Consider the following 19,510-nt stretch of genomic DNA (forward strand, 5'->3'; position numbering starts at 1 on the left):
CCTTTGCGCCTCCCACCCTTGCCATGGACAGCAAACCCGATGCGACTGCTCTATCCCTGCGAACCCTTCAACCTGAAACAGCCCGATGAACAGTACGCCGAGGAGTACAACGCGGCGCTGGCGGCCGGACTGGACACCCTGTTGTTCTCGTTCGAAGCCCTTCAAGCCGGTCTGCTCGAAACCTCCCGCGCCCTCAATCCCGGCGATTGCATGTTGTACCGGGGCTGGATGCTGACGCCCGAGGCCTACGCCGTGCTGGTCGACCTGCTGCATGGTTGTACCGCGGTCGCGCTGACCAGTCCCGAGCAATACCGGCAGTGTCATCACCTGCCGCAGTGGTACCCGTTGCTGGCCGCGCATACAAGCGAAACGGTGATACTGCCCGACGACGCCGATTTCGAGCAGGCGCTCGCCGGCCTGCAATGGCCGGGCTATTTCATCAAGGACTATGTGAAATCGCTGAACACCGGCAACGGCAGCCTGGTGGACAGCCCTCGGGAGATCGCGCCGCTGGTGGCCCAAATGCGCCAATACCGCGGCCAGGTCGAGGGCGGTATCTGCGTCAGGCGGCGGGAAAGCTACCTCGAGGAAACCGAGCGTCGTTACTTCGTACTCGATGGATGCGCCCACGGTGCGGATGGCAAGGTGCCCGAGCTGGTGCGAGAGTGCGCAAAGCGGATCGACAGCCCGTTCTTCTCGGTCGACACGGTGATGCGCGCCGATGGCGTGCTGCGGCTGGTGGAGCTGGGCGACGGCCAGGTATCCGACCTCAAGGAATGGCCCACAAAGCGCTTCGTGGGCCTGTTGAAGAGCCGCTGAGAAAACATCCTTCAAGAGCACGCCGGCGCTGCCTGTGATCACAGGCAACCCCGATCTCAAGAAACGCCTGTTTCTTTAGAAACCCGCTTTACCTGTCTATAGCTTCATAGTTCATCATCGCCCCACTGCATGAGGGGAAGACCGGTGTATCGCATCTCCGAATTGGCGGCGAAGGTGGGCCTGAGCCGCTCCACGCTGCTCTATTACGAAAAACTCGGACTGGTGTCCTCGCGGCGCCAGGCCAACGGTTATCGCACCTACGGCGAGCAGGACCTGCAGCAACTGCGGCTGTTGCAGCAACTGCAGGCCGGCGGGCTGAGCCTGAAGGAGTGCCAGGCCTGCCTGGAGGCGCGCCTGGACCGCGCGGCCCTGCTCGAACGCCTGCACACCCTGGACGAAGAGATCGCCGCCCGGCAACGCTCGCGTGACCTGCTGGCGGCGATGCTCGGCATGTCGTCCATGCGCCCCTGGCACGAGGCCCTCGAGCAGCAGGCGCCCGGCGCCCACCTGGCGTGGCTGCGCCGGCAAGGATTCAATGAGAAGCAGGCCCTGCGCCTGAAATGGCTGTCCCGCGACATGAACGAACACGACCGCTACATGGCCGACTTCGAACGCCTCTTCGAGGGCCTTGAGCACCTTGGCCCAGGGTCGCCAGAGGACTCACTCAAAGCACTGCACGCCCTGCCCCACGCCCCCGCGACACTGCTGGACATCGGCTGCGGCCGTGGCACCTCCAGCGTGCTGCTGGCCGAACACAGCCAGGCGCACATCACTGCGCTGGACAACGACGAGCACAGCCTTGGCTGCCTGCGGGCGACCCTGTTCGACAAGGGCCTGCAGGCACGGGTCACGCCGATTTGCGCGAGCATGACCCAGCTGCCGTTCGCGCCTCGGCACTTCGACGCGATCTGGGCCGAGGGCTGCGCCTACATCATGGGCTTCGACAACGCCCTGGCGTACTGGCGTACCTTCCTCAAGCCCCAGGGTTACCTGGTCGTCAGCGACCTGGTGCGGGTGGCCGACAGGCTCGCCCCTGCGGCCGAGGCGTTCTGGCAGACCGCCTACCCCGACCTGCACAGCGTCGACACGCGCCTGGCCGCCATCGCCCGCCTGGGCTATCGCACCCTGTCGCACTTCCCCTTGAGCGCGCAGGCCTGGGCCAACTATCTGGAGCCGCTGCGCGCACGCGTGGCCAGCCTGGCGAACGAGACCTTCGCCTCCCAGGCCCTGGCCGACATCCGCCGCGAACTCAAGATCCACGAAAACCACCTGGGCGAGTATGGGTATCATCTGTTCGTCATGCAGACGCGCTGAACCCGCCCCAGGACATGGAGCCACCATGAACATCGAAAAACTGCAGAACCGCCTCGCCTTCCTGCGCCAGGCCGAACAACTCAAGAGCGTGATCCGCAGCGCCCACACCTCCAGCGGCCGCGCCGAGAGCACCGCCGAGCACACCTGGCGGCTGTGCCTGATGGCCATCACCTTCGCCGACGAACTGGGGGACCTCGATCTGCTCAAGGTGTTGAAGATGTGCCTGGTCCACGACCTGGGCGAGGCCATCAGCGGCGACGTCCCGGCCGTCAGCAAACAGGGCTTCCCCGACAAGAGCCGGCAGGAACGCGAAGACCTGCTGCAACTGATGGCGAGTCTGGACGCCGCCCTGCGCGACGAGATCATGGCGTTGTGGGAGGAGTACGAGGCCGCCACCTCGGCCGAGGCACAGGCGGTCAAGGCCCTCGACAAGCTGGAGACCCTGCTGCAGCACAACCAGGGGCGCAATCCTCCGGGCTTCGACTATGCCTTCAACCTCGACTACGGCAAGCGCTACACTGCCGCCACGCCGCTGTTCGAGGCCCTGCGCGGCCTGATCGACGCCGACACGCGCCGGCATCTCGACAATGGCATCAGCCTGCGCGACGAGCGCCCGGAGGACGCCACCACGATCGGCCGGCTGACCGAAGCCGCCTTTGCCAACGCCGAACACAGCAGCCACACCGAGCAGTTCATCGTCAGCGCCCTGCGTCAGGCCGGAGCGCTCACGGTATCGCTGGTGGCCGTGGAGGCCGGCGTCATCGTCGGCCATGTGGCGATCTCCCCGGTGACGCTGTCGTCGGGTGCCGAGGGTTGGTACGGGCTGGGGCCGGTCTCGGTGCTGCCGCGGCGTCAGGGCCAGGGCATCGGCTCGGCGCTGATCAACGCCGCGCTGGCCCGCCTGCACGGGCTGGGTGGCCAGGGCTGCGTGGTGCTGGGCGACCCGGGGTACTATAGCCGCTTCGGTTTCAAGGCCCAGCCGGGCCTGAGCTTGCCGGGCGTACCGGCCGAATACTTCCAGGCCCTGTCCTTCAGCGGTGATGTGGCGCAGGGCAGCGTGCAGTACTGCGCGGCGTTCGAGGCAACCTCCAACGCGTAAAACGCGGTCACTGCAGGAGCGGGCTTGCCCCGCTCCCGGAGGTTGCGCATCACCCCGCGAGCCGACACGAACAAATGTGCTCCGCAGCCAGCGACCATCGTCTACCTGAACGTTTCGATCGCGCCTTCCCTTCGCACCAGGTTTCCCGATGCAAGCACTCCTGCAAGAGATCCTCGACCACGTCCGCCCCCTGCTCGTCCAGGGCCAGGTGGCGCAATACATCCCCGCCCTCGCCCAGGTCGACCCGAACCAGCTGGGCATCGCCGTGCAGAGCCTGGACGGCCAGCTGCACTGCGCGGGCGATGCGCACACGCCGTTCTCGATCCAGAGCATCTCCAAGGTGTTCAGCCTGGTGCAGGCGATCAACCACAGCGGCGAGGACATCTGGTCGCGGCTGGGCTACGAGCCGTCGGGCCAGGCGTTCAATTCGCTGGTGCAGCTGGAGGTGGAGAAAGGCCGGCCCCGCAACCCGTTCATCAATGCCGGGGCGCTGGTGATCTGCGACATCAACCAGTCGCGCTATGCCACCCCCACCCTGTCGATGCGCGACTTCGTCCGCCGCCTGGCGGCCAACCCGCGCATCGTCAGCGACACGGTGGTGGCCGAGTCGGAATACCAGCACCGCGCGCGCAACGCGGCCATGGCCTACCTGATGCAGGCCTTCGGCAACTTCCACAACGATGTCGATGCGGTGCTGCGCAGCTACTTCCATCACTGCGCGCTGTCGATGAGCTGCGCCGACGTGGCCCGCGGCTTTGCCTTCCTGGCCAACAGCGGCTACTGCCCGCACAGCGGCGAGCAGGTGCTCAGCCCGCGCCAGGCGCAACAGGTCAACGCGATCATGGCCACCAGCGGGCTGTATGACGAGGCCGGCAACTTCGCCTACCGGGTCGGCCTGCCAGGCAAGAGCGGCGTGGGCGGCGGCATCGTCGCGGTGGTGCCGGGGCGCTACAGCATCTGCGTGTGGTCGCCGGCGCTGAACGCCTCGGGCAACTCGCTGGCAGGGCTGCGGGCGCTGGAGCTGCTGAGCGAGCGAATGACCGGGTCGGTGTTCTCGGCGGTCTGAGCGAGGTTGTTGCAGGCAGGCACTGGACTGCATACACAAACTGCGTGGGGGCGGGTTTGCCCCGCGCTGGAGTCAGATGCGCCCATGGTACGGCCTGGTCCTGTGCTATCGCGAGGCTAGCTCGCTCCTACAGCTCTCGCGCCAGGCCCAAGGGCTCACCCCCACCCATCGTTTTTTCGTACGAAGCTTAGAGTTTCAACCAACAAAAAGGGGCGCAAAGCGCCCCGGACCTCATTGGTGTGAATGGAAGACGTTCAGCCTTCGATACGCCCTTCGACCGTCACCGGCCCGACCTTCAGCTTGCCGTCATCCAGCGACACGCTGGGCAGACCGGCTTCAGGCAGCTTGGGCAGGTCGAGGGTGGCCTTGACCTGGTAGCCGAGCGGTTTCACATCGGCACCGAGCGTGGTACCGCCCTGCTCCACACCCTTGACCTGCAGACCCAGCCCACGCTGTGCCGAGATGCCCGAAGCCTGCGTAACCCCGGCCTTGCGCACGAACTCGCCCTGGGCATTGAACGACGGCGTGTAGTCGAAGCCTGGTTTCTCCTGGCCCTCCTTCGCCTCGCCCGGCTTGCCGGCCAGGCCCGCGCCCAGATCGACCCGTACCGAGGTGGTGGTGTCCTGGCGTTCCGCGACCGTCAACCCGCCCGCCAGCTTGCCGCCGACCTGCTGGCCGTCGACCCGTGCGCCGCTGAGTTGCGCCGCACCGGCACTGTTCAGGGTCACATCGCCAGCGGTGATATGGCTGTTCTGCTGGGTGGTGGCCTGCAGATGGTCCACCTGCACCTTGCCGCCCAGGTCGAAGTCATGGGACGAGCTGACCTCTTGCCCCGCGTCCGCCGGCGTAGTGCGGCTCAGGTTGCTCCCGGCCTTCACCTCGACGCCCCAGTTGGTGCGGGCCTGAGTGGACTGCGCCGACTCCAGCGCCAGGCCACCCTCGCCTGCGCTGGCGTTGACGCCCGTGGCACCGACCTGCGTACCCTGCAGATGCACCGACTGGCCGGCCAGGTCCACGTTGCCATGGCTGTTCAGCTGGCCGCCGGCCAGGGTCTGCGCGCGTTCGCTGGTCTGGCCCACATTGAAGCTGCCGCCCAGCTTGCCGCTCAGATCACGGCCTTGCTCACCGGTGGCAGCCTTGCCGCCGAGGTTGAGGCCGCCGCCCAGATGGCTGCCGCTGACAGTCCGGGTGTCGCTGGCGGCCTGCAGGTCGAGGGCGCCACCGGCCTTGAGTTCGACCGGGCCGTTCGCGTCGATGCGCGTGCCCTGCAGGGTCTGGTCGCCACCACTGCCCAGTCGCACCGGGCCGTTGCCGCTGATGCTCGCCACCTGGGCCTTGCTGTCGACACTGTGCTCGCCGGCATGGTCGAGCTGGAACCCAGCGCCCAGGTCGACCTTGTCGCCCACCGGCAAGGTGCCCACGGTCAACGAACCGCTGCCACCGAGGCTGCCGGTGTCGCGACGCGCCTGGTTGCTGGCCTGGTCCAGGGCCAGCTTGCCGCCAGTGTTGACCGCCACCGCGCCCTGGCCACCGTCGAGGCGGCTGCCTTCGAAGCGGGCATCGCCACCGACCTGGATGTTCAGGCCCTGGCTGCCACTGAAAGTACCGACCACGGCAGTGGATGTATCTTCGCTCAAGTGCTTGCTGCCACCGGAACCATTGGCGGTCACGTTGAGGTCTTCGCCGGTCTTGGTGTAGATCCGGGCGGACACATCGGCGTTCACCTGCTGCTCGCTGCGGCTGTGGGTGTTGCTGGCCGCGTCGGCCTGAAGCGAACCGGCCTTGATGTCCAGCGCGCCGCCGTTGGCGTTGTAGCGGGTGCCCTGGTCCTTCAGCGCACCGGCCACGTCCAGTTGCACACCCTGGCCATTGAACTGGCTGACCACCGCGGTGCCGGTCTGCTCGCCCTGTTGCTGGCTGGCATGGCCCACGGCCAGGTCGACGCCCAGGTTCGGCGTGCCAAGCTTGCCCAGGGCGGCGGTCAGCGAAGTCTTGCCGTCCAGCACGTCCTTGACGTCATTAAGCGGCAGCTTGCCGTCGAGCGCATCCTTGACCGACACCTTGCCGTCCACCACATCCTTGACCGCCCCGGCGATCGGCCGGGCAATGTCCTTGTACTCGACGTTGACACCGACATCCGCCGTCCAGCTGCTCTGCTGATGGCTAGTGTTGGTGGTGTCGCGGGCCGCGCGGTTGTCTACCTGGCCTGCGCTGATGCTCAGGGTACCGGCGCTGTTCACCTGCGCGCCTTCGCTGGCCAGTGTGTCGGCCTTGATTTTCAAGCTGCCGGCGCTGTCGAGGCCGGTGGTCTTCGCCGTGGTGCTGCTCGAGGCGTCCTGCTGGGTGCCATGGGCGAAATCGACCCCGGCGCCGGCACGGTCGAGGCCAGCGGTGAGGTAGACGCCACCGCCGGTGTGGCTGCTGTCGCGGGTCTCGCTGCGGCTGTCCTGCTCGGCCAGCAGCGACACCTGCTTGCCGGCCAGGGTGGTATCGCCCGCGGTGGACTTCACCGCGGCGCCCTTGACGCTCAGGTCACCGCCGGCGGTCAACTGAACTTCGCTGCCGCTGAGGCTGGAGCCCTGCTGACTGACCTGGCTGCCAGCGGCGCTCTGGCGGTCGCTCACATAGCCGATGCCAGCACGATACTGCCCGGAGCCCGGCGCGGTCTCCTTGGCCGACGCAACGAAGCCACGGCTGCTGCTGGCGCTGTTGTGCTCGCGGGTGTCCTGGGCCGAGGCGACCTTCAGATCGCCCGCGGCATCAGCGTTCAGCGCACCGCTGGCCTTGACCGTCGAGCCGACCACGTCGATGCCCTCGGCGCTGCTCAGGCCGACGCTGCCACCGGCCACCAGCTCGCTGCGCACCGCGGTGCTTTCCCGGCTGTTCTGCTTGGCTTCGTTGTGGCTGACGCCGAAGAACTTGCTCTGCTGGTTCTGGCTGTCACGCTGGTCGGTGCGCGAGGCGTTGCTGATCTGCACCTGCTTGCCGGCGATGCGGATGTCCTGGCCACTGGTCAGCTGGGCACCTTCGGCCAGCACCGAGGCCTTGGCGTGCAGTGCGATGTCGCCCCCCTTGAGCTGGCTGGTGACGCTGCGCTGGGTTTCGTTGCGGTTGTCCCAGTCGGCCTTCCAGAAACCCTTGGTGTGTTTGCCCTGGTCGGTCTGCACCTGGCGCTCGGTGGCGGCGGTCAGACGCAGGTCGGCGCCGCTGTCCAGGCTCAGCTTGCCGGGCGCCTCAAGGCTGGCGGCGCTGAGGGTGAGATCCTGGCCGGCGTGCAGCCCGGCATCACGCTGGGCCACGACCCGGGTGGCGTGCTCGCGGGTGTCGCTGTCGGTCTGGGTGCGCTGGTAGGTCTCCCAGTCGATGCCCAGCGCGCCGCTGCGCCAGTTCTCGCGTTTTTCCTGGAGCTTGCGGCTTTGCACGGTGCTCAGGGTGAGGTTGCGTCCGGCGTCGAGCTTCACATCGCGCCCGGCCACGTCGGCGGCGGCCAGGGTCAGGTCCTGGGCGCCACGCAGTTCGACATCACCCTGGCTGCTGCGCACGCCGGCACGGGTCGCTTCCAGCGAGTCGGCCACGGCAGCGCCGCTGACGTTCAGGTCTCCCGCCGAGTCGATGCGCACGCCGTCGCGGCCGTCGACCTGCCCCGGCCCAACCCGCACCCCGGCACCTTGTGCGGTGCTGACGATATTGATGCGTCCGGCCTGCATCGCGCCGAACAGGCTGGCATCGATACGCTGCTCGCCACTGGCCGCGCCGCGGTCGACGACCTGGACCTGACCGCTGGCGTAGTCCACCTGGTTGCGGCCCACGGTGAGCTTGAGCTGGTCACGGGCATCCAGACGGCCCTGGCTGTCGATGCGCGGGGCGATCAGGTTGACCGAGCCGCCATCGTTGCGCAGGCCGGCGCCCTGCACCTGCAACTGCCCGCTGGCGTCCTGGGTGCCCAGGGCCTTGAGCCGGCCCGCGTCCAGTTCAGGGCGGCCCACCACCAGGCTGGCATTGGGCGCGTTGATGAAGCTGGCGCCGTTGACCGAAATGCCGTTGGGGTTGGCCAGCACGTAGTCGGCGGCGCGGCCAAAGATTTCCTGTGCGCCATTGATGGCGGAGGCGTTGCGGCTGACCACTTCGTTGAGGATCACGCTCGCCGCCTGGCCCTGGAACTGCGGGTTGGCCGCCAGCTCACCGGCCAGCTGCGAGTGGCCGGCCTGCAGGGCGTTGTTCAGCACCAGGCCCTGGCGGTCGACGTTGTAGTCGAGAAACTGGTTGTGCGACAGGCCCGCGCCGTTGGGCGCGACGATATTGACGATGGGCACGCCGCCCTGGGTCTGCAACTGTGCCGTGCCCCCGGGGCCGGGGGCGACCACGACGCCGCTGGCCAGCGCCTGGGGCAGGCTCGCGGCCAGGAACAGGCTGGCTATCGCCCAGCGCAGCTTGCCTTGCGGGGACAGGTTGAAGGTAAAAGGGGTCTTGGGCATAGGTCACTCTCCATGTCGGTACTGCTAATTCGGTGCGCTCAAATCTGCACGGCGGCCCTGAACAGCCAGACTTCGGGCTCGCGGTGGTAACCGCTGGGGGTGGTCAGGCTGCGCTGGTAGTCGACATCCAGCTGCAGGGCCTTCCAGCTCAGGTTCAGGCCCAGGCTCGCGCCGCTCAGGCGCTGGCTGGCGGCGCCGTGGTCGGCCTTGATCCAGCCGTGGTCCAGCCCCAGCCGCGGGGTGATGGTCAGCGGCCCCTGGGGCTGCAACGGCAGGCGCAGGGTGTTGCGCCACACCGCGCCGCTGGCCCCGGACAGGCTGCTGAGGCGGTAGCCGCGCACGGCGGAATCGTCGGTACCGAGCAACTGCTCGATGGCCGGCAGCGGGTCGGGGCTGTACTGCAGGTTGAGCTGGCTCTGCCACTGCCAGGCCTGGCCCAGCAGGTGGCCATTGCGCCACTGGCCGAGGCCGGCGCGGTACTTGCGAAACTGCGCCATGGGCAGGTCGGGCACTGGCCGATCGGCATCGTCGTCGGCGCCAAACCAGTGCAGCCCCTGGGCGTAGTTGAGGTCCAGGTTCCACACCGCGCTGTCGAGCCAGAACAGGTTGAGCCCGGCTTCGGCCACCGTCAGCGTCGGGCTCTGCACATCCAGGCGGACCTTGGCGAATTCGCTGTCGACGTCCTTGTGCGCCAGTTGCAGGCTGGCGCTCAGTTGATGGCGCTGGTCGCGCCACAGCACGCGCTCGCCGCGCAGGCTGAGCTGATCGGTGATGCCGGTGCTGTGCAGGGTCAAGGTGCTGAGCTTGATCGGCGAGCGGTACTCGGCATGGCTGGCGAACAGGCTGAAGGTCCAGTACCCATAGGGAATGGCGTAGTACAGGCTGGCATTGCGGCTGTAGCGATCGCCCTGGTTGAGGGTGTCGCTGGCCGACAGGCTGAGCAGGTCGTTGAGCGCCAGCGGATTGTCCAGGCTCAGGCTGTACACGCTGCGGTCACGGCCAGTGCTGGCGCTGCCGAGATTGTCCAGGCCCAGGCCCACGGAAACCCGTGGCTGGCCGGCGCTGCGCGGGCGCAGGATGATCCGCGAGGCGCCCGGCTGGCTGCCGGGGGCGATGTCGGCACTGAGGTCTACCGAACGCAGGCGATTGAGCTGGTCCAGGCCCTGCTCCAGGTCGCGCAGGTTCAGCGGCTCGCCGAGCATGCCGGGGAAGGCCCCGGCCAGGGACACCGGCAGGCGCTGGTCGGCCAGCTCGATGGCCTCCAGGTAGCCTTCGTCCACCAGGATGTCCAGCGACTGCCCGGCCGTCGGGGCGCTGCTCAGGTAGGGGCGGCTGGCGATATAGCCCTTTTCCAGGTACAGCGCGGTGATGCCCGCCAGCAGCTGGTTGATCTGCCCCACGCCCATGCACGCGGCCACCAGCGGGTCGATGCGGGCATCGAGGGTGGCACGGTCGATCAGCGTGACACCGCCGATGCGCACCCCGGCCAGCGGCCAGCAGCGCGCATCCGCAGCCGAGGCCTTGGGTGTCTGCGCAGTGTTGTCGGGTGCGGTGAATGCACCGCGTTGCAGTTGCCGGCGGCGTTGTTCCAACTGCAGTTGCTGCAGGTCGTGTTGCTGCTGTTGTTGTTGGCGCAGCACTTCCTGACCGGGCGTAAATGTCTCGGCATGCAGGTTGCCAACACACAGGCAAGCCAATGCGACAGACAGCGTTAATTGACGACGATCAACAGCAGACAGGTACGACATACAACACCCATTCGCAGGCAAAGGCACAGCGAGAATCGCAGTACTTGGAACTTCCCGGCACGGTCACCGAGGGTTATCGGCACACGCGCAATAACTTTAGAAAGTTGAGCGTTGTTTGTTGAAACGCTCGCGGAAAAGTTAACGACTGCTAATTACCACATGGCGCCAGGCATGACCGCATGGTCACTGGCTAGCCCGTGGCAGAGCGGGTAAAGGGGTTGACGAGATCTAATTGTCCAACAATCGAACTTGATGACTGTCTGGCCCCACGGTACTTGTAGAAACGAGTGAGAGACACCGGACTTTAGTCGTACGTGACCTGCTGGTTAAACTTTCCGGCTTGCGAGCAGAAGGAAAGTCTGGCGAACATCAATAGAAAGCTCAACGTCGTATCACTGATCAAATTTTCTGTACACCGGACTACTCTACCAGATAAAGGGGGTGAGTATCACACAAGGGGTGAGCGCTATTCAGCACCCGCTCCAGCAAGCAACGTTCTAATTCGGTGAAATACGTCGCCCCGAAGTCGAAAAAGGTCCCGGCTGGATTTCGCTGTACATGGAACAAGCCGACAAGGTTATCGCCATCACGTTCGAAGATCAGTTCCAGATGCGACTCGGCTCGCGTACTACCGACAAGATAAATGTACCCCGCCACCTCTGCCCAACCGCACCAGCTCAGTTCCGCCCATAACTGCAGGCTGCCATTCTCGGTCGCTGCTTGAGGCAACGCCCAAGCCCCGGTACCGTTTGCCCATCCACACAAGGCCGGTAGCAATCGCTCCAGGGACAGAACCTCCAGCATGTGCCCGCGCAGACCGAAATGCACAGAGTCGATCGTCGATTCAGGGGCAGCATCGAGTGCAACCACCCTGGCGTGCAGCACATGGCTAAAGGCGATTTCAGAAGGTTGCTCACTCCAGCCATTGAGGTCGGAAACACTTGGGCACCAGATGAGCCGAACGGTTTCATCAACCTGAATGCGCTCATTGCGCTCGAAATAAGCGAGCGTGACCGCCCCGACAACCGGCAACAGCGCATCGAGACGCACCTGCGGGGCGCTGTGATCGACTTTGCTGTCATTGGGCCAGAACAGTGGCCAGTAAGTCTGCATCAGAGCACATCCTCAACCGTCCATGCTCTTGGTCAACGCTTCGCTGCCCTTGGGCGGGTAGACCACCTCCCAGGTGTCGAGGTCGCGAATCTCGGAGGTGATGGTGATGGTCATCGTCTCTCGCCCGGGCGGGCCGTTGATGGCATCGACGGTGTCGAAGTCGACGATGTAGCGCTTGCCCGCACGGAACTCGACGTCGCGCGCGGTGAAACCGCATTTGCCGCCACCGGTCCCCAGCGCGTTCATCGAGGCCCAGCACCAGCTCAGCGAGTGCTTGCCCGGCGTCAGCCGTAGCGCCTGCTTGCCCGCGATATCGAGGATCGAGCGGCGCCCGGCGCCTTCGAGCAACTGGTCGTCGACATGGGTGGCCAGCAGCAGGCGATGGAACGGCACGCCCAGGGCGCGGTAACGGACGGTAGCGAAGTACACGACCGGTGCGTCGGCCTGGTTGCCGGACAGATCATAGGGCGTCATCGTCTCAGGCGCCCAGTCCCCCTGGTACTCCTTGTAGTGGTAGTTGGCGCAAGCACCGAGCAGGCTGGCAAGTGACAGGGCTACAAGCGATTTGAGGCGGGACGACAGGTGCATGGTTCTTCCTTGATGAATGCGGGCGCAAGGATAACGGCTGCGCACCCTTAAAATCAAAACGCCATCATCCTCGTCGCTCACGCACTGCGGTGTATGCTTCGCGCAAAGGTCCACCCCTCCTGCCCCTGAAAGGACATCGTCATGCTCCGCCTGGACTGGCTGAAACACCACATGGCCCACAGCGACACCCTCGCCCAGTGGCTGCACCAACAGTTCCACTATGAGTACGCGGACGTGCCGCTGGCCGACTGGCAACGCGAATTCGCCGAAGGCCAGCACAACGGTCAATGGCAATGCCTGGTCGCCCTGGACGGCGACCGCCTGCTGGGCAGTGCCGCCCTAGCCAGCGACGACCTGCCCGGACGCAGCGACCTCGGTCCCTGGCTGGCCTGCGTGTTCGTCGCCCCAGAGGCGCGTGGGCAAGGCCTGGCGGAGCGGCTGATCGAAGGTGTCTGCGAGCATGCCCGCAGCAACGGAGTTGCCACGCTCTACCTGCATACCCACGACCAGGACGCCTACTACGCCAAGCGTGGCTGGACGCATATGGAGCAGTTCGAGGCCTGGGGGCATAGCCATTGGTTGATGTCTCGCACGCTCTGACCAGCGCCGCTCCTACAGAAATCGCGCATGGTTTACCCACGCAAATGACCCCGCAGGGAATTATTTAGCGCGCCGTTGTATCTGACCCTAGGTACAAGGCTGGCCAAACCATGGCCACGCCCCAAGCCTTCAAGGACAACGGCCCATGAAATCACGCAGGAAACCCGTCAAGCCCATCGGCTTGAAGGACATCACCATCGTCGACGACGCCAAGATGCGCAAGGCCATCACCGCCGCCGCCCTGGGCAATGCCATGGAGTGGTTCGACTTCGGTGTCTACGGCTTCGTCGCCTATGCCCTGGGCAAGGTGTTCTTCCCCAACGCCAGCCCCGGCGTGCAGATGATCGCCGCCCTGGCCACCTTCTCCGTGCCGTTCCTGATCCGCCCGCTGGGCGGGCTGTTCTTCGGCGCCCTGGGCGACCGCTACGGACGGCAGAAGGTGCTGGCCGCGACCATCGTGATCATGTCGCTGAGCACCTTTGCCATCGGCCTGATCCCCTCCTACGCCAGCATCGGCATCTGGGCGCCGATCCTGCTGTTGCTGGCGAAGATGGCCCAGGGCTTCTCGGTGGGCGGCGAATACACCGGAGCGTCGATCTTCGTCGCCGAGTACGCCCCGGACCGCAAGCGCGGTTTCCTTGGCAGCTGGTTGGACTTCGGCTCGATCGCCGGCTTCGTCCTTGGCGCCGGGGTGGTTGTGCTGATCTCGACGGTGCTTGGCGAGGAACAGTTCCTCGAATGGGGCTGGCGCCTGCCGTTCTTCCTGGCCCTGCCGCTGGGCCTGATCGGCCTGTACCTGCGCCACGCCCTGGAAGAAACCCCGGCGTTCCAGCAACACGTCGACAAGCTCGAACAAGGGGACCGCGAAGGCCTGGCCAGCGGCCCGAAAGTGTCGTTCAAGGAAGTCGCCACCCAGCACTGGCGCAGCCTCTTGACCTGCATCGGCGTGGTGATCGCCACCAACGTCACCTACTACATGCTGCTCACCTACATGCCCAGCTACCTCTCGCACAACCTGCACTACAGCGAGGACCACGGCGTGCTGATCATCATCGCGATCATGGTCGGGATGCTGTTCGTGCAGCCGATCATCGGCCTGCTCAGCGACAAGTGGGGACGCAAGCCGTTCATCATCATTGGCAGCGCTGGCCTGTTCCTGTTGGCGATCCCGGCGTTCATGCTGATCACCAGCGGCAAGCTGGCGGTGATCTTCGCAGGGCTGTTGATCCTCGCCGTGCTGCTGAACTTCTTCATCGGCGTGATGGCCTCGACCCTGCCGGCGATGTTCCCCACCCATATCCGCTACAGCGCCCTGGCCAGTGCCTTCAACATCTCGGTGCTGATCGCCGGCCTGACCCCGACCCTGGCCGCCTGGCTGGTGGAGACCACCGACAACCTGTACATGCCGGCCTACTACCTGATGGTCATTGCCGTGGTCGGCCTGCTCACCGGCCTGACCATGAAGGAGACCGCCAACCGCCCGCTGCGCGGCGCCGCCCCGGCCGCCTCGGATATCGAGGAAGCCCGCGAGTTGCTGCAGGAGCACCACGACAACATCGAGCAGAAGATCGAGGACATCGACGCACAGATCGCCGAGCTGGAGGCCCGGCGCCAGACGCTCGCACAACAGCATCCGCGCATCGATTGAAGGCTACTTGCGCATTCCGCCGGATTGCTTGCCTGATCCTCTGAATCTGTGGGGTGTATCGGTTGCGCAATGGGCCTCTGTGCTAGCGTTTCCGGATTGGGGAACAGCGTATTCCCCGCTTCCACAACCGATGATCAGCAGGTGAGCCCATGGAACTACGAATCAACCAGCAGACTTACCAGGTCGAGGCTGACGCCGACACGCCCTTGCTCTGGGTGATCCGCGACGACCTGGGCCTGACCGGCACCAAGTATGGCTGCGGCCTGGCCCAGTGCGGCGCCTGCTCGGTGCTGGTGGACGGCAACGTGGTGCGCGCCTGCGTCACCCCGGTGGCCGGCGTGGTCGGCCGCGAGGTCACCACCATCGAGGCCATCGAGCACGATGCCGTGGGCAAGCGCGTGGTCGCCGCCTGGGTCGAGCACCAGGTGGCCCAGTGCGGCTACTGCCAGTCCGGCCAGGTGATGGCGGCCACCGCGCTGCTCAAGCACACGCCCAAGCCCAGCACTGCGCAGATCGACGCGGCCATGGTCAACCTGTGCCGCTGCGGCACCTACAACGCCATCCATGCCGCCGTGCAGGATCTCGCCGAAGGGGATAAAGCCTGATGAGCACACGCATCGATACCCCCGAAGACTTGCTGAAACTGCCCGCAGGTGAAACTGTCAACCTGTCGCGCCGGCGCTTTCTGGTCGGCACCACCGTGGGCGCGCTGGTGCTCGGCTTCGGCCTGCCAGTAGGCGCACCACGCGTACAGGCCGCCAGCGCCCCGGAGCGCGGTACCCAGGTGCCGGCCTTCCTGGAGCTGCGCCCGGACGGCAGCGTGCGCCTGCTCAGCCCATTCATGGAGGGCGGGCAAGGCGTCAACACCGCCATGGCGCAGATCGTCGGCGAGGAACTGGACCTCGATCCTGCCCGCTTCCTGGTCGAAAGCGCGCCCGCCGGCGAAGCCTACGTGGTGATGGAAAACGGCCTGCGCATCACCGGTGGCAGCATGTCGGTACGCATGAGCTACCCGACCATGCGCCGCCTCGGCGCCCTGGCCCGGGCCATGCTGCTGCAAGCCGGCGCCCAGCGGCTGGGCGTGCCGGTGAGCGAGCTGACCACCGAACCGGGCAAGGTAGTGCATGCCGCTTCGGGCCGTTCGCTGGGCTACGGTGAACTGGCCGAAACGGCCATGGACCTGCCGGTGCCGGACCCCGCCAGCGTCACCTTGCGCGACCCCAGCCAGTTCCGCTGGATAGGCAAGCCGGTACAGCGCCTCGACGCCTACGACAAGTCCACCGGCAAGGCCCTCTACAGCATCGACATCAAGGTCGACGGCATGCTCCACGCCGCCGTGCAGCATGCGCCGCGCCTGGGCATGAGCGTCGGCGGCCTGCGCAACGAGGAACAGGTCAAGGCCATGAAGGGCGTGCATTCGGTGCATCAGCTGCCCGGCGCGGTGGCCGTGGTCGCCGAACGCTGGTGGCATGCCAAGCGCGCCGTCGAAGCACTGCAGGTGGACTGGAAGGAGGCAACTGCCGACCGCCAGGTGCGTGCGATGCCCGCCGATTTTTCCAGCGACGGCTGGCGCGACCACCTGGCCGCCCAGACCGGGCCAAGCCGTGACGAGGAAAACCAGGGCGACGTGGCAGGCGCCCTGGCAGGCGCCAAGACCACGGTCGAGGCCACCTACCACAACCAGTACCTCAACCATGCGCAGCTGGAGCCGCCCTCCGCCACCGCCCGTTTCAATCCCGACGGCAGCCTGGAGGTGTGGCTGCCGAACCAGGCCCAGGACATGTTCCGCGACGACATCGCCAAGCGCACCGGCCTGGACCCGGCGCGGATCACCCTGCACTCGCCGCTGCTCGGCGGCTTCTTCGGCCGCCACTTCCTGTACGACTCGGCCAACCCCTACCCACAGGCCATCGCCCTGGCCAAGGCCGTGGGTCGGCCGGTGAAGCTGATCTGGAGCCGCGAGGAGGAGTTCCTGCGCGATGCCATGCGGCCGATGGCCGTGGTCAAGTTCCGCGCCGGCCTGGACGAAAAAGGCCTGCCGGTGGCCATCGAGGCGATCAGCGCCACCGAAGGCCCGACCGAGTCGCTCGCCGGCAAGCAGGGCGACAAGGTCGACCCCACCGCCCTGGAAGGGCTGTCGGGCAAGGCCTACGCCATCGCCAACAAGCGCACCGCGCAGATCTATGTCAAAGGCCCGGCCATGCTCGGCTACTGGCGTTCGGTGGGCAACTCGCTCAACGACTTCTTCTACGAGTCGTTCCTCGATGAGCTGGCCGACAAGGGCGGCCACGATCCCTTCGAGCTGCGGCTGCAACTGCTGCAGGGCAACCCGCGCCTGACCACCCTGCTGCAGGCGGTGGGCGAGTTGTCCGGTGGCTGGAAACGCGGCCCGTTCACCGCCGAGGACGGCAGCAAGCGCGCCCGCGGCGTGGCCATGGCCTCGCCGTTCGGCTCGGAGGCGGCGGTGATCGCCGAAGTGTCGCTGGAGGGCGGCCAGGTCAGGGTGCACGACATCTGGCAGGCCATCGACCCGGGCAGCATCGTCAACCCGGCGATCATCGAGGCCCAGGTCAACAGCGCGGTGTCCTTGGGCCTGTCCCAGGTGCTGCTGGAAGAGTCGGTGTGGCTCAACGGCATGCCACGGGCACGCAACTACGACCTGTACCCGGTGCTGCCGCCGTCGCGCATGGCCCGGGTGCATGTGCGCATCGTCGAGAGCGGGGCGAAGATGGGCGGCATCGGTGAGCCACCGCTGCCGGCGGTGGCGCCCGCGGTGGCCAACGCCGTGGCGCGGCTCACCGGCCAGCGCGTGCGCAGCATGCCCCTGAGCCGCCATACCTTCAGCTGACACGACAAGGACAGCCCATGAACAACCGCCGATTCGCAAGAACCGCAGGCTGGCTGGCCGTGCCGTGCCTGGTCGCGGCAGGCCTGCTGGCCTGGTACGTCACCCGCGAGCCCACCTCGCCCTTCAGCGTCACGGACAGCGCCGACGCCGCCTTGGTCAGCCGCGGCGAATACGTCGCCCGGCTCAGCGACTGCGTGGCCTGCCACAGCCTGCCGGGCAAGGCCCCGTTTGCCGGCGGCCTGGAAATGGCCACGCCGCTGGGCGCCATCCATGCCACCAACATCACCCCGGACCGCGAGCATGGCATCGGCGCCTACAGCCTGGCCGACTTCGACCGCGCCGTGCGCCAGGGCGTCGCGCCGGGTGGGCGACGGCTCTACCCGGCCATGCCCTACCCGTCCTACGTCAAGCTCAGCGACGACGATGTGCGGGCGCTCTACGCGTTCTTCATGAAGGGCGTGCAGCCGGCCGCCGAGGCCAATGTCCCCAGCGACATTCCCTGGCCGCTGAACCTGCGCTGGCCCATCGCCCTGTGGAACGGCCTGTTCGCGCCGACCAGCGCCTATGCGCAGAAAGCCGACCAGGACCCGCTGTGGAATCGCGGCGCCTATATCGTCCAGGGCCCCGGCCACTGCGGCAGTTGCCACACGCCTCGGGGCCTGGCCTTCAACGAGAAGGCCCTGGACGAAAGCGGCGCGCCGTTCCTCGCCGGCGCCCTGCTCGATGGCTGGTACGCGCCGAGCCTGCGCCAGGACCACAACACCGGGCTCGGGCGCTGGAGCGAGCCGGAGATGGTGCAGTTCCTCAAGACCGGGCGGAACAAGCACGCGGTGGTGTACGGCTCGATGACCGAGGCGTTCAACAACTCCACGCAGTTCATGAGCGACGACGACCTGAACGCGATCGCCCGCTACCTCAAGTCACTGCCCGGCGACCCGGGGCGTGACGGTGCACCCTGGCAGTATCAAACGACTGCTGCGCAGCCCGACACACCGGGGGCGCATACCTACGCGACCCGCTGCGCCAGCTGCCATGGCCTGGACGGCAAGGGCCAGGCCGAGTGGATGCCGCCACTGGCGGGCGCCACCTCGATGCTGGCCACGGAGAATGCCTCGGCGATCAACATCACCCTCAACGGCTCGCAGCGCATCGTCGCCGCCGGGGTGCCGGACGCCTACCGCATGCCGGCGTTTCGCGAGCAGTTGTCGGACCAGGAGATCGCCGAGGTGCTGAGTTTCGCCCGCAGTGCGTGGGGCAATCACGGCGGCGCGGTAGAGGCCAAGGCGGTGGGCACGTTGCGCGGGCATACCGACCCGGCCAGCAGCAGCCCGATCATCCTGCATATGCGCTGATACCGCTCCCACGGGTAAAGCGCGAGCTACGGACTCACGAGGACACCATGGAAAGCATCGACCTGCTGGTCCTGCGCACCACCCATGACTGGCTCCAGGCCGGCCATCGCGTGCTGCTCGCCACCGTCGCCCGCACCTGGGGTTCGTCGCCGCGCCCGGTCGGCTCGATTATGGCCCTGCGCAACGACGGCCGGGTGGTCGGCAGCGTGTCCGGCGGTTGCATCGAGGACGACCTGATCCACCGCTACACCACCGCCTACGGCGGCCCCGGCCTGCTCGAGGGGGCGCCCGAGGTGATCCGCTACGGCATCAGCGCCGACGACGCCCACCGCTTTGGCCTGCCATGCGGCGGTACGTTGGAACTGATTCTCGAGTTCATGCCCGCCATTGCCTCGTTGCGACACCTGCTGGAGCAGCTCGACAACGGCCAGCTGATGCGTCGCCAGCTGACCCTGGCCGACGGCGCGGTCGACCTCGAACCCACCGCCGCCCCGGAACAGTTCTGTTTCGATGGCCGGCACATGATCAACACCCTCGGCCCCGGCTACCGCATGCTGCTGATCGGCGCCGGCGCGCTGGCCGAGTACCTGGCGACCATGGCCCTGTTCAACGGCTTCCGGGTGGCGGTGTGCGACCCCCGGCCCGAGCACATGGCCACCTGGTCGGTCGCCGGCGTCGAATACCTGAAGGGCATGCCGGACGATGTGGTACGCGACTTCAAGGCCGATCTGCGCACCTGCATCATCGCCGTCAGCCACGACCCCAAGCTCGACGACCTGGCGCTGCTTGAAGCCCTGCACGGCCCGGCGTTCTACATCGGCGCCATCGGCTCGCGGCGCA

The 19,510-nt window shown here is 66.6% G+C and carries 14 protein-coding genes and 1 pseudogene; 11 read left to right on the forward strand and 4 right to left on the reverse strand.

Going from position 1 to position 19,510, the window contains the following annotated elements; genetic code table 11:
* Nucleotides 1–39: 39 nt before the first annotated feature.
* The 5 genes and pseudogenes from CC207_RS08745 (at nt 40) to glsB (ending at nt 4,298) form a co-directional block, all read left to right on the forward strand.
* Nucleotides 40–819, forward strand: a complete 780-nt coding sequence (locus tag CC207_RS08745; RefSeq protein ID WP_088851939.1) for an ATP-grasp domain-containing protein — start codon at nt 40–42, stop codon at nt 817–819.
* A gap of 144 nt (nt 820–963) precedes the next feature.
* On the forward strand, nt 964–2,133 hold the full coding sequence (locus CC207_RS08750; RefSeq protein WP_028691428.1) for a MerR family transcriptional regulator: 1,170 nt from the start codon (nt 964–966) through the stop codon (nt 2,131–2,133).
* A 25-nt stretch (nt 2,134–2,158) separates the two neighbouring features.
* Nucleotides 2,159–2,716 (forward strand): annotated as a pseudogene (locus CC207_RS27460) (HD domain-containing protein); the annotation flags it as partial.
* Between the two features lie 9 nt (nt 2,717–2,725).
* A complete protein-coding gene (locus CC207_RS27465) occupies nt 2,726–3,232 on the forward strand; it encodes a GNAT family N-acetyltransferase (protein ID WP_256582051.1) in 507 nt (168 codons plus the stop codon).
* 148 nt (nt 3,233–3,380) lie between these two features.
* Nucleotides 3,381–4,298: a glutaminase B gene (gene glsB, locus CC207_RS08760; RefSeq protein WP_028691427.1), complete on the forward strand. Its 918-nt coding sequence runs from the start codon at nt 3,381–3,383 to the stop codon at nt 4,296–4,298.
* Between the two features lie 254 nt (nt 4,299–4,552).
* Here glsB and CC207_RS08765 read toward each other — a convergent pair whose 3' ends face one another.
* From CC207_RS08765 to CC207_RS08780, 4 genes are all read right to left on the reverse strand, one after another.
* Entirely contained in the window at nt 4,553–8,773 is a 4,221-nt protein-coding gene (locus tag CC207_RS08765; protein WP_088851941.1) for a hemagglutinin repeat-containing protein, read from the reverse strand.
* A gap of 38 nt (nt 8,774–8,811) precedes the next feature.
* The gene (locus tag CC207_RS08770; protein ID WP_088851942.1) at nt 8,812–10,521 is read right to left on the reverse strand and encodes a ShlB/FhaC/HecB family hemolysin secretion/activation protein; all 1,710 of its coding nucleotides are present in this window, start codon (nt 10,519–10,521) and stop codon (nt 8,812–8,814) included.
* Between the two features lie 420 nt (nt 10,522–10,941).
* Nucleotides 10,942–11,634, reverse strand: a complete 693-nt coding sequence (locus tag CC207_RS08775) for a hypothetical protein (protein WP_088851943.1) — start codon at nt 11,632–11,634, stop codon at nt 10,942–10,944.
* Between the two features lie 12 nt (nt 11,635–11,646).
* Nucleotides 11,647–12,222, reverse strand: a complete 576-nt coding sequence (locus tag CC207_RS08780; protein ID WP_088851944.1) for a hypothetical protein — start codon at nt 12,220–12,222, stop codon at nt 11,647–11,649.
* A 141-nt stretch (nt 12,223–12,363) separates the two neighbouring features.
* Here CC207_RS08780 and CC207_RS08785 point away from each other — a divergent pair, with 141 nt between their 5' ends.
* From CC207_RS08785 to CC207_RS08810, 6 genes are all read left to right on the forward strand, one after another.
* Entirely contained in the window at nt 12,364–12,822 is a 459-nt protein-coding gene (locus CC207_RS08785; protein ID WP_088851945.1) for a GNAT family N-acetyltransferase, read from the forward strand.
* A gap of 145 nt (nt 12,823–12,967) precedes the next feature.
* Nucleotides 12,968–14,470 (forward strand): glycine betaine/L-proline transporter ProP, encoded by a 1,503-nt coding sequence (gene proP / locus CC207_RS08790; protein ID WP_028691421.1) that lies wholly within the window; start codon nt 12,968–12,970, stop codon nt 14,468–14,470.
* A 149-nt stretch (nt 14,471–14,619) separates the two neighbouring features.
* Complete coding sequence (locus tag CC207_RS08795; RefSeq protein WP_088851946.1) at nt 14,620–15,075, forward strand: (2Fe-2S)-binding protein; 456 nt, start codon at nt 14,620–14,622, stop codon at nt 15,073–15,075.
* Nucleotides 15,075–17,318 (forward strand): molybdopterin cofactor-binding domain-containing protein, encoded by a 2,244-nt coding sequence (locus CC207_RS08800; RefSeq protein WP_088851947.1) that lies wholly within the window; start codon nt 15,075–15,077, stop codon nt 17,316–17,318. The genes CC207_RS08795 and CC207_RS08800 overlap by 1 nt, the downstream gene beginning before the upstream one ends.
* Nucleotides 17,319–17,335: 17 nt before the next feature.
* A complete protein-coding gene (locus CC207_RS08805) occupies nt 17,336–18,670 on the forward strand; it encodes a cytochrome c (protein ID WP_088851948.1) in 1,335 nt (444 codons plus the stop codon).
* Between the two features lie 47 nt (nt 18,671–18,717).
* Nucleotides 18,718–19,510, forward strand: a 793-nt coding sequence (locus CC207_RS08810; protein WP_371916443.1) for an XdhC family protein, incomplete at its 3' end; no start/stop codon positions are given.

The organism is Pseudomonas sp. DrBHI1 (assembly GCF_002205115.1).
Classification (GTDB): Bacteria; Pseudomonadota; Gammaproteobacteria; order Pseudomonadales; family Pseudomonadaceae; genus Aquipseudomonas; species Aquipseudomonas mosselii.